Source organism: Micromonospora matsumotoense (genome assembly GCF_050951065.1).
Taxonomy (GTDB): Bacteria; Actinomycetota; Actinomycetes; order Mycobacteriales; family Micromonosporaceae; genus Micromonospora; species Micromonospora matsumotoensis.
This window is the reverse complement of record NZ_CP192025.1, coordinates 2,131,500-2,142,268: the sequence shown is the minus strand read 5'-3', so window position 1 is coordinate 2,142,268 and position 10,769 is coordinate 2,131,500. Positions and strand designations below refer to the sequence as shown.

Annotated in this window: 10 protein-coding genes; 6 read left to right on the top strand and 4 right to left on the bottom strand. The window is 72.6% G+C overall.

Features of this window, described 5'->3' with window-relative positions; all coding sequences use genetic code 11:
• Positions 1–103: 103 nt before the first annotated feature.
• Together ACQP1S_RS09615 and ACQP1S_RS09610 are read right to left on the bottom strand one after the other, a co-directional pair.
• Positions 104–340: a ferredoxin gene (locus tag ACQP1S_RS09615; RefSeq protein WP_091253929.1), complete on the bottom strand. Its 237-nt coding sequence runs from the start codon at positions 338–340 to the stop codon at positions 104–106.
• Positions 337–1,524 (bottom strand): cytochrome P450, encoded by a 1,188-nt coding sequence (locus ACQP1S_RS09610; protein WP_091253932.1) that lies wholly within the window; start codon positions 1,522–1,524, stop codon positions 337–339. Before ACQP1S_RS09610 ends, ACQP1S_RS09615 begins: the two co-directional genes overlap by 4 nt.
• A gap of 358 nt (positions 1,525–1,882) precedes the next feature.
• On the opposite strand from ACQP1S_RS09610, the gene ACQP1S_RS09605 reads away from it, so the two are divergent.
• The 4 genes from ACQP1S_RS09605 (at position 1,883) to ACQP1S_RS09590 (ending at position 7,082) form a co-directional block, all read left to right on the top strand.
• Positions 1,883–3,229, top strand: a complete 1,347-nt coding sequence (locus ACQP1S_RS09605) for a KamA family radical SAM protein (RefSeq protein ID WP_091253934.1) — start codon at positions 1,883–1,885, stop codon at positions 3,227–3,229.
• Between the two features lie 28 nt (positions 3,230–3,257).
• Complete coding sequence (locus tag ACQP1S_RS09600) at positions 3,258–4,514, top strand: pyridoxal phosphate-dependent aminotransferase (protein WP_091253937.1); 1,257 nt, start codon at positions 3,258–3,260, stop codon at positions 4,512–4,514.
• 68 nt (positions 4,515–4,582) lie between these two features.
• Positions 4,583–5,512: an ACP S-malonyltransferase gene (locus tag ACQP1S_RS09595; RefSeq protein ID WP_432905359.1), complete on the top strand. Its 930-nt coding sequence runs from the start codon at positions 4,583–4,585 to the stop codon at positions 5,510–5,512.
• Positions 5,513–5,537: 25 nt separating this feature from the next.
• Positions 5,538–7,082 carry an AMP-binding protein gene (locus ACQP1S_RS09590; RefSeq protein WP_432905356.1) on the top strand — a complete coding sequence of 515 codons (1,545 nt, stop codon included), beginning with the start codon at positions 5,538–5,540 and terminating at the stop codon, positions 7,080–7,082.
• 143 nt (positions 7,083–7,225) lie between these two features.
• Here ACQP1S_RS09590 and ACQP1S_RS09585 read toward each other — a convergent pair whose 3' ends face one another.
• Positions 7,226–8,821, bottom strand: coding sequence for a D-alanine--poly(phosphoribitol) ligase (locus tag ACQP1S_RS09585; RefSeq protein WP_091253945.1), 1,596 nt, complete (start codon positions 8,819–8,821; stop codon positions 7,226–7,228).
• Positions 8,822–8,979: 158 nt separating this feature from the next.
• Between ACQP1S_RS09585 and ACQP1S_RS09580 the strand changes: the two genes are divergently transcribed.
• Positions 8,980–9,234, top strand: coding sequence for a phosphopantetheine-binding protein (locus ACQP1S_RS09580; protein WP_091253948.1), 255 nt, complete (start codon positions 8,980–8,982; stop codon positions 9,232–9,234).
• A gap of 67 nt (positions 9,235–9,301) precedes the next feature.
• On the opposite strand, the gene ACQP1S_RS09575 is transcribed toward ACQP1S_RS09580, so the two are convergent.
• Positions 9,302–10,168 (bottom strand): aldo/keto reductase family oxidoreductase, encoded by an 867-nt coding sequence (locus tag ACQP1S_RS09575; protein ID WP_432905352.1) that lies wholly within the window; start codon positions 10,166–10,168, stop codon positions 9,302–9,304.
• A 122-nt stretch (positions 10,169–10,290) separates the two neighbouring features.
• On the opposite strand from ACQP1S_RS09575, the gene ACQP1S_RS09570 reads away from it, so the two are divergent.
• A complete protein-coding gene (locus ACQP1S_RS09570; RefSeq protein ID WP_091253954.1) occupies positions 10,291–10,755 on the top strand; it encodes a winged helix-turn-helix transcriptional regulator in 465 nt (154 codons plus the stop codon).
• The last annotated feature ends 14 nt before the right edge of the window (positions 10,756–10,769 follow it).

The window sequence follows — 10,769 nt, the reverse complement described above, 5'->3', positions numbered from 1 at the left end:
CGGCTTGCGGCGCCCGATCACGGCGAGGCCGCCGCGACCGGTAGGGGAACCGGTCGCGGCGGCCTCGCGGCGACCGGTGGGGTTCACCGGTCGGGGCTGTGGTTCACTCCTCGGGCGCGAGCAGCGCGCCGGAGGCGGCGTCGCGGACCGTGATCGCGGACATCGGGCACATGTCGGCGGCGTCGATGACCGCCTCGTCTGGGGCGGTCTCCGGGGCCAGGGCGGACGCCTTGCCGTCCCGGATCTCGATCTGGCGGGGGGCCGCGCCGGCGCAGACCCCGGTGCCGATGCAGGCGTCCCGGTCGACGGTGACCGTCCAGCGGGTGTCCACCGCGGTCACCAGGCCACCAACAGCTTGTTCGGGCCGCGGACCAGCAGGCCGGACTTCCACGACACGCCCGCGTCACCGTCGGCCAGACGCAGCTCGGGGAACCGGTCCAGGATGGTGTGCAGGGCCACCTGCAGCTCCATCCGGGCCAGCTGCGCGCCGAGGCAGTGGTGTGGGCCGTGGCCGAACGCGACGTGCGGGTTCTGCTCGCGGGTGAAGTCGAAGGTCTCCGGGTTGTCGAAGATCTCCGGGTCGCGGTTCGCGCCGGGCAGCGAGACCAGCACCGGCTCGCCGGCGCGAACGGTGATCCCGCTCAGTTCGACGTCCTCCACCGCGTAGCGGGGGAACATGGCGGCCGGGTTGAGCGGGATCATCCGCAGCAGTTCCTCCACGGCGGCCGGCACCAGACTCCGGTCGGCGCGCAGCTGCGCCATCAGCTCCGGCTTGGTCAGCAGCGCGTAGACGAAGTTGGGGATGTGCGTGGAGACCGTCTCGACGCCGGTGAGCAGCAGCCCGACCCCGGCGATGGAGAGCAGCTCCTGCTCGGTCAGCCGGTCGCCCTCGTCGCGGGCCTTGACCAGCGCGCCGAGCAGGTCGTCGGTGGGCTGCTCACGGCGCTGGGCGACGAGGTTGCCCATGTAGCCGAACAACTGCTCGACATAGACCATGAGCTGCTCGCTGGTGCTGGTCAACCCCTCGGTCCAGATCCGGAACTGGGCGCGGTCCTCGAACGGGACGCCGAGCAGCTCGCAGATCACGGTGATCGGGAAGGGCAGCGCGAACATCTCGACCAGGTCACCGGGAGAACCCTTGGCGACCATGTCGTCGAGGTACTCGTTGGCGATCCGCTGCGCGTCCTCGCGAATCCCGTTGACCCGGCGGGCGGTCAGCGCCTTGCCGGCCAGCTTGCGCAGCCGGGTGTGGTCCGGCGGGTCGAGACCGATGATGCCCTCGTAGGTCATCTCCTCACGGAGGCGGGGCTGGTCCTGGCCCTGCGCGGCGGCCCGGCTGAAGCGCGGGTCGGTGAGCACGGTCTTGACGTCCTCGTACCGGGTGGCCAGCCAGCACACCTCGCCGTACGGCAACTGCACCCGGGCCAGCGGCTCGGTGCTGCGCAGCAGCCCGTACGTCGGGTCGATGTCGATCCCGGGCGACTCGCTGAACGGATACTTGCGGATCTCCTGATCGATCGTCACGGAGCACTCCCTCGGGTCGCACCGGGCGCACGTGATCCGGCGCTGGCATCGATGTCTCTTCGGCCGCTCGGTGCGGTACGGCGTATCCGGGCGACACGCCGGGCGCCGGCCGGACCAGGCGAGGGATACGTAATCAGGAAAGGAAATCCACCTACACCCCCGCGACGCCCCTAGCCTCCCCCTACCGGCGGCGCTAAGGGGCGGCTCTGGGGTGCCGCTAGGGGTCCGGGCGGACGGCCCGCCACTAGCGTGGGGTCGAGGCAACGCGCTGTTGACCGTCGAGCGATTCTCGCGGGCGCGCACCGGTGATTGAGTCACGACACGTCGGTGGGCGCAACCCCCCCATGGAGGATGGTTGATGTCCCTGCTCGTTTCCACGACCGCCGATCCGGGGCGGTTCCACTCCTTCGGGCCGCACCACATCGATGAGCTGGGTGCCCGGTACGGATTGTCGGCCGACAATCTGCACGCGATCCGCACCATTTCCCAGGTGCTGCCGTTCCGGGTCAACGAGTACGTCCTGTCGCACCTGATCGACTGGGACCGTATTCCGGACGACCCGATCTTCCGGCTGGTGTTTCCGCAGCGCGGCATGCTCGCCGCCGCCGACGAACGGATCGTCGGCGACCTGCTGCGCGCCGGCGACCGCAAGGGACTGCGCGGTGAGGTGGCCCGGATCCGGGCCGGGCTCAACCCGCACCCCTCCGGACAGCAGCAGCACAACGTGCCCAGCCTGGACGGCCAGGAGTTGCCGGGCATGCAGCACAAGTACCGGGAGACGGTGCTGTACTTCCCGCAGCAGGGGCAGACCTGCCACGCGTACTGCACCTACTGCTTCCGCTGGGCGCAGTTCGTCGGGGACGCCGACCTGCGGTTCGCCGCGCCCGGCCCGGAGCAGCTGGTGGCGTACCTGCACCGGCATCCGGCGGTGACCGACGTGCTGGTCACCGGGGGCGACCCGATGATCATGTCGACGGAGCGGCTGCGCAGCCACGTGGAGCCGCTACTGAAGGTGGACACGGTGCGCACCATCCGGTTCGGCACCAAGGCGGTCGCCTACTGGCCGTACCGGTTCGTCTCCGACAGCGACGCCGACGACCTGCTGCGACTGTTCTCGCAGGTGGTCGCGTCCGGCCGCAACGTCGCGGTGATGGCCCACTTCAGCCACCCCCGGGAGCTGGCCACCGAGGTCGCCACCCGGGCCATCGCCCGGATCCGGTCGACCGGGGCGGTGGTCTACTGCCAGGCCCCGCTGATCCGTTACGTCAACGACGACGCCCGCGTCTGGAGCGAGATGTGGCGGGCCGAGCTGGCCGTCGGCGCGGTGCCCTACTACATGTTCGTCGAGCGGGACACCGGCCCCCGGGACTACTTCCAGGTGCCGCTGACCCGGGCCGCCGACATCTTCCGCACCGCGTACCAGGACCTGCCCGGGCTGGCCCGCACGGTGCGCGGGCCGGTCATGTCGGCGACCCCCGGCAAGGTGCTGGTCGACGGCGTCGAGCGGACCGCGGACGGCGACTTCTTCCAGCTCCGGCTGATCCAGGCCCGCGACCGCCGGCTGGTCGGCCGGCCGTTCCGGGCCCGCTGGTCGGCCGACGCGGCCTGGCTGAGCGACCTGGAGATCGACCCGGCTGCCCCGGCGGACATCCTCGCCGCCGTCAGCCCCAGCGCGGCCCGCCCCGGCGCGGCCGTCACCGCCTGAGTACGTACCGACCCGAAGGGAGCTGGCGATGGCCGGCCGGAAGATATCCCCCAACCTCGCGCTCGACCAACTGGTCGCGCAGCGGATCGCCGCCGGCGAGTCCATCGTGCACCTGGGCTTCGGCGAGTCCCGGCTGCCGGTGTTCGCGCCGCTGCGGCGGGCGCTGACCGAGGGCGCCGACCGCAACGCGTACGGGCCGGTGGTCGGTGACCCGGACACCCGGGACGCGCTGGCCGGGTACTTCTCCCGTCGCCGGCTGCCCACCGAGGCGGACCAGGTGATCATCGCGCCGGGCAGCAAGCCGCTGCTGATGGCCCTGCAACTGGTGGTCGGCGGGGACACCATCGTCGCCGCGCCGAGCTGGGTCACCTACGCCCCGCAGGCCCGGCTGGCCGGCAAGACCGTGCTGGGGGTGCCGATCCCGGCGTCCTGCGGTGGGGTGCCCGACCCGGCGGCGCTGCGGGAGACGATCCGCGCCGCCCGGGTGCTCGGTCACGACCCGCGCATCCTCGTGCTCACCTCGCCGGACAACCCGACCGGCACGCACGCCCCGGACGACCTGGTCCGCGAGCTGTGCGCGATCGCCGAGGAGGAGGACCTGCTGATCGTCTCGGACGAGATCTACCGGGACATCCTGCACACCCCGGGCACGGACCTGCTCTCCCCCGCCGAGGTCGCCCCCCGGCGGACCGTGGTGATCACCGGGTTGAGCAAGAACCTGGCGCTCGGCGGCTGGCGGATCGGGGCGGCCCGGTTCCCGACCGGCGGGTGGGGCGAGCGGCTCCGCGCCGACGTCGCCGCGGTGGCCAGCGAGATCTGGTCCACCCTGGCCGGCCCGATGCAGTCGGTGGCCCGGTACGCCTTCGCCGAACCGCCGGAGATCCGCGAGCGGTTGACGGCGGACGCCGCGCTGCACGGCGCGGTGGCCGGCGCGGTGCACCGGATCATGGTGGACGCGGGTGCCACCTGCCGGCCGCCGACCGGCGCGTTCTACGTCTACCCGGACTTCGCGCCGCTGCGGGAGCCGCTGGCCGAGCAGGGCATCACCGACGGCGCGGGGTTGCAGCGCCACCTGCTGGAGGAGCTGGGCGTCGCGGTGCTCTCCGGCCACCACTTCGGCGACCGGCCGGAGGGGCTGCGGTTCCGCGCCGCGACCAGCATGCTCTACGGCGACACCCCGGAGCAGCAGCGGCAGACCCAGACCGCCGCCGACCCGCTGGCCGTGCCGCACGTCGCCGACGCGCTGATCCGCATCGAGCAGGCCCTGGCCAAGCTCCCCCGGTGACCTCCCCGCCCGGCTCCCCCACCGACCGCGCCCGCGCCGGTCTGCCCCCGACGACAAGGACGCCCCAGATGACCAGCGCCATCGTCTTTCCCGGGATGGGCCCGTGCGACTTCGCCGACGTCGCGAAGTTCATGCTCATCGACCGGGACGCCCGCGAGCTGCTCGCCGCCGCCAGTGACGCCCTGGACTACGACCTGTTCACCCGTTATCGGGACAGCGACAGCGACTACTCCGAGTACGCCCAGGTCGCCTTCCTGGTCAACTGCGTGGCGCTGGCCCGCTGGGCGGAACGGACCATGGACCTGCGGCCGGACCTGATCGCCGGGCCCAGCTTCGGGGGCAAGGCCGCCGCCGTGTTCAGCGGCGCGCTGGACTTCGCCGAGGCGGTCCGGATGACCGCCCGGCTGTCCCGGATCGAGACGGAGTACTTCACCGCCGAGCAGCGCGGCGTGGTGACGATGTCGTTCGTCCGTACCCCGGCCGAGCGGCTGCGGGAGATCCTGGCCGAGCTGGACGAGGCCGGTGAGTGGTACGAGATCTCCTGCTATGTGGACACCGACTTCTGGATGGTGACCCTGCACGAGGCACGTACCGACTGGTTGGCGCAGCGGCTGCGGGCCGGCGGTGGACTGCCGCTGTACGTGATGGACCCCCCGCTGCACGCCGCCGCGTTCCAGCCGCTGCGGGACCGGGTGGAGGCGGAGCTGTTCGGTTCGCTGCACTTCACCGACCCGCAGATCCCGGTGGTCGCCGACCAGGACGGCACGGTACGCACCACCGCCGACGGCGTCCGGACCATGCTGCTGGACGGGATCGTCACCCCGGTGCGCTGGCCGGACGTGGTCGCCACGTTCCAGCAGTCCGGGGTGGAGACGGTGCACGTCTGCGGACCGGACCGGCTCTGGGGTCGGGTCGGCGCCACCGTCCGCAACTTCCGGACCACCATCGTGGACCCCCGGCGGGCGATGCGGCCGATCCGCCGCACCGTGGCCGCCTGACGGTCGGCAGAGCACGGAGGACGAGATGACCCAGCACACCGACTACGCCCTGCACGGCCGGTTCCTCCAGGGGCTGGCCGCCGCACCCCGGGCCACCGCCCTGCACCTGCCCACCGGCCCGGTCAGCTACGAGGAGCTGCACACCACCGCGCTGCGCTGGGCCGGGGCGTTGGCCGCCGGCCCGGACGGGCCACCCCGGGTGGTCGGCATCCTCGCCGGCAAGACCCTGGAGTCGTACGCCGGGCTGCTCGCCACCCTGTACCTCGGGGCGACCGCCGTGCCGCTGCACCCGGAGTTCCCGGCGGCGCGGACCGCCGGGATGCTCACCGCGTGCGGGGTCTCCGTCCTGCTGCTCGACGACGCCGGGCTGGCGGTCCGGGCGGAGATGGGCGACGCGGTGGCCGGGGTGCCGGTGTTCGCGCCGGTGGTGGACCCGCGCGGCAGCGGCACCGGGTTGCGGCTGCCGGTGGTCTCGGCGACGCCGCTGGCCGCGCCCCGCTCCGCCGGCCCCGACGACGTGGCCTACGTGCTGTTCACCTCCGGCTCGACGGGGCGGCCCAAGGGGGTGCCGATCACCCACGGCAACCTGCGGCACTACTTCTCGGTGCTGGACGACCGGTACGACTTCGGGCCCGACGACCGCTTCTCGCAGTCGTTCGACCTGAACTTCGACTGCGCGATGTTCGACCTGTTCTGTGCCTGGGGCGCGGGGGCGAGCGTGCATCCGGTGCCGCCGGCGGCCTACCGGGACGTGCCGGCGTTCGTCGCCGAACGGGGCCTGACCGTGTGGTTCTCCACCCCCAGCGCGATCACCCTGGTCCGACGGACCGGTCGGCTGGGGGCGGCGGCGATGCCGTCGTTGCGGTGGAGCTTCTTCGCCGGGGAGGCGCTGCACGCCGCCGACGCGGTGGACTGGCAGGCGGCGGCCCCCGGGTCGACGCTGGAGAACATCTACGGCCCGACCGAGCTGACCGTGACCATCACCGGGCACCGCTGGTCGCCGCAGACCTCGCCGGGGCTCTGCGTCAACGGCCTGGTCCCGATCGGTGCCCTGCACGACGGGCACGACGGGGTGCTGCTCGACGCCGACGGCGCGGCCAGCGAGGTGGAGGGGGAACTCTGCATCACCGGCCCCCAGCTCACCCCCGGTTACCTCGACCCGGCCGACGACGAGGGCCGGTTCCTGGTCCGCGACGGTCGGCGCTGGTATCGCACCGGGGACCGGGTCCGGCGACTGGAGAACAAGGAACTGATCTATCTGGGGCGGCTCGACTCGCAGGTGCAGGTGCACGGGTGGCGGGTGGAGCTGGCCGAGATCGAGCACGCGCTGCGCGGCTGCCCCGGCATCGAGGACGCGGTCACCGTGGCCCGCGCCGGGGCCGGCGGCACCGAGCTGGTGGTCTTCTACACCGGTGTGCGGACCGCCCCGGCGGAACTGTCCCGGCAGCTGCGGCAGATCCTGCCCAAGGGGATGCTGCCGCGCTCCTACCGGCACGTGCCGGAGTTCCCGCTGAACTCCAACCGCAAGGTGGACCGCTCCCGGCTGGCCCGCGAGGCCGCGGAGGGCTGACCCGGTTGATCGACGCTGTTGCGCCGAGGTGGCGGCATCCGACGGACCGGATGCCGCCATTTCAGCGACCTGGCGGCGACGCAGAGAAACCCCTGGCCGGTCCCCCTCCTGAAGGGACCGGCCAGGGGTCGTTCGGGGGCGGGTCAGCGCTGTGCGGGCTGTCCCGCGCGGTCGGCCAGAGCCCGCCGGTCGACCTTGCCGTTGGCGTTGACCGGCAGCTCGTCGATGACCCGGACCTGCTGCGGCACCATGTAGTCGGGCAGCGCCTCCAGGCAGAACGCGCCCAGCTCCATCTCCTCCACGCCGGTGACGCCCTCGTCGAGCACCACGAAGGCGGCCAGCACCGGGTCCTTGCCCTCCTGGGGCAGCATCAGCGCGGCGGCGCCGGCGATGCCCGGGAACTCCCGGACCCGACGCTCCACCTCGCCCAGTTCGACCCGGTTGCCGCGCACCTTGACCAGGGAGTCGGCCCGGCCGGTGAAGTAGAGTTCGCCGCCCTCACCCCGGTAGGCCAGGTCGCCGGTGCGGAAGACCACCTGCCCGGTGGCCGGGTTGAGCGGGTCGGGGACCAGCGCGGCGGCGGTGGCCTCCGGGTCGTTCCAGTACCCGTGGAACAGGGCGGCGCTGCGCAGGTGGATCTGGCCGATGACACCCGGCTCGTCGACCGGCCGGCCGTCCTCGTCGATCAGCAGCATCTCCGCGCCGGGGTGGGCGTGGCCGATGGAGATCCGGTCGATGTCGTCGGGCAGCGGATTCGGCACGTCGGTGAAGGACGCGGCGATGGACTCGCTGCTGCCGAAGCAGTTGACCACCCGGGCGTGCGGCAGGGCACGTTGCAGCTCCCGCATCTCCGGCAGGGGGAAGTTCTCGCCGGAGTAGAGCACCCCGCGGATCTGCTCACCGAGCGCGGCCAACCCGGCGAACTCGTGCCGCAGCACCCCCCGCCAGATCGACGGCACGCCGTTGACCTGGGTGGCCCCGCTGTCGGCGAGGAACTGCACGAAGCGGCGCGGCCAGCGCAGCAGCGACCGGGGCACCGGCACCACGGCCGCGCCGCTGCCCAGCGCCAGCCCGATGTCGAGCAGCGAGAAGTCGAACTGCAGCGGCGAGGTGGTGGCGACCCGGTCCTCGGCGGAGACGATGCCGTGCCGCAGCATCCCCCGGAAGAAGGCGAGCACGCCCCGGTGGCTCATCACCACGCCCTTGGGCCGGCCGGTGGTGCCCGACGTGAAGATCATGTAGGCCGGGTCGGTGGGGACCAGCTCCCGGCGGTGCCGGGTGCGCGGCGCGGGCGCCCGCTCGACCTGGATGCCGTCCGGGCCGAACCGGGCGGTGCCCAGCGGCGCGGGCACGCCGTCGCGGCGGCCGTCGACGGGTTGCAGGTGCAGCGCGGCGGCGGTGCTCTCGGCGATCAGCGCGAGCCGCTGGGCGGGGGTCTCCGGGCTGACCGGGATGAACGTCAGGCCCAGCGAGGAGCAGGCGAGGAAGACGGCGATGGCGGTCGGCGAGGTGTCCGACTCCAGAATCACCCGGTCGCCGATGTCCAGGCCGAGTTCGTCGAGGGCGGCGGCGTAGCCGTCCACCCGCTGGGCGAGCTGACGGTACGAGATGGAGCCGACCTCGCCGCCGACGGCCTGGATGACGGCCGGCTTGTCGGGCGTCAGCCGGGCGCCCGCCAACAGGAACTCGTGCAGCGTCTCCACGGAGGCGTGCGTGCGCGCGAAGTTCTCTCGACTCATGGCCGGAGCGTATCCGCGGCCCCGGCGGCCCCCACCCGCATCGACCCCCCTAGCCACCCCTTACCCCGACCGGCCGGGGACCGGAGATTTGTCGGGTCGTCACCGTCCGGTGGGCATTGTTAGCGTCTTCTCACCCTGCACCGGAAGGAATCGCGGACATGTGGGATCAACGGTTCGAGGCCATCCTGCGCCAGCACCTGCCCTTCCTCGACCCCGAGGAGCCGCTGCTGGACGGCACCAGCCTGCGCGACTCGGGCCTGGACTCCCTCGCCATGGTCGAACTGCTGGCCACCCTGGAGAGCGAGTACGACGTGCGGTTCGTCGACGAGGCGATGTCGATGGAGACGTTCGCCACCCCGCAGACGCTGTGGCGCGTGCTGACCGACATGCGTGGCGCTCCCGCTCCCGTGTGAGCGGCCCGCGTCCCAGAAAGTGCCCGTGACCAGGCTGGTCACGGGCACTTTCCATCACCTCAGCCGGTCAGCGGCCGATCTCGTCCAGCGCGGTGAGGTCGTCGGTGGAGAGTGTCAGCCCCGCCCCGACGACATTTTCCCGCAGGTGCGCCACCGACGAGGTGCCGGGGATGAGCAGGATGTTGGGCGAACGCTGCAACAGCCAGGCCAGGGCGACCGACATCGGCGTGGCGTCCCGCCGGGCGGCCACCGCCGAGAGCGCCGCGGACTGGAGTGGGCTGAAGCCACCGAGCGGGAAGTACGGCACGTAGGCAACCCCCTGCCCGGCGAGCCGGTCGATCAACGCGTCGTCCCGGCGGTACGCGAGGTTGTAGCGGTTCTGCACGCAGACGACGGGCGCGATCGACTGCGCCTCGGCGACCTGCTCGGCCGTCACGTTGCTCACCCCCAGGTGCCGGATCAGGCCCTGCCGCTGGAGTGTGACGAGCGCCCCGAACGGCTCGGCGAGCGAGCCGGGCCGGGGTCCCTCGGCGTCACCCAGCCGGAGGTTGACCAGGTCGAGCACCCCGACGCCCAGGTTTTCCAGGTTCTCGTGCACGGCCCGGCGCAGTTGCGCCGGCTCCCGGGCCGGTGGCCAGCCGCCCTGCCGGTCCCGCGTCGCGCCGACCTTGGTCACCAGGCGCAGCCCCTCGGGGTACGGGTGCAGCGCCGCCCGGATCAGCCGGTTGGTGACGTGTGGCCCGTAGGCGTCGCTGGTGTCGATGTGGGTGATGCCGAGGGCGACCACCTCCCGCAGGACGGCGAGCGCGCCGTCGGGATCGGCGGGCGGTCCCATCACCCACGGGCCGGCGAGCTGCATGGCGCCGTAGCCGAACCGGGTGACGGTCAGGTCGCCGAGCGTCCAGGTGCCGCCGGGCAGGGAACGGGTGAGCATGTGGTTACCTCGGGCTTTCGTGGTGAGCGGAGTGCTGCCCGACCACTATCCGTGGAGTAGCTTTCTGCCGGGAAGTAGGCACCTGGAAGTGCGTAGCGCACCGGGCACGGGAGGAACGACCGATGGCGACGAGGACGGCAGCCCTGCGACGGGCGGAGGCGGCTGCGGGATATGACGCCTTCCTGGCGCAGTGTCCCAGTCGGGAACTGCTCGCCCGGATCTCCGACAAGTGGGTGGCGCTGGTGCTGGCCGCGCTGCGCACCGACGGCTCGCACCGGTTCGGCGCGGACTGCGCCGGCACCCCCCGGCCGATGCGCTACTCGGAGCTGTCCCGCCTGCTGGCCGGCGTCAGCCAGAAGATGCTCACCCAGACGCTGCGCTCCCTGGAACGCGACGGCCTGGTCATCCGCACCGCGACGCCGACCGTGCCCGTCACGGTCACCTACGAGCTGACCGACCTCGGCTTCTCCCTGCACGAGATGATGCGCGGCCTCAAGACCTGGGCCGAGCGGCACCTGGACGACGTGCACGCCCACCGCGCGACGTACGACGCCCGCCCGTCCGAGCCGGACGCCCGCCCCGCCTGAACCGGCGGCGCGGG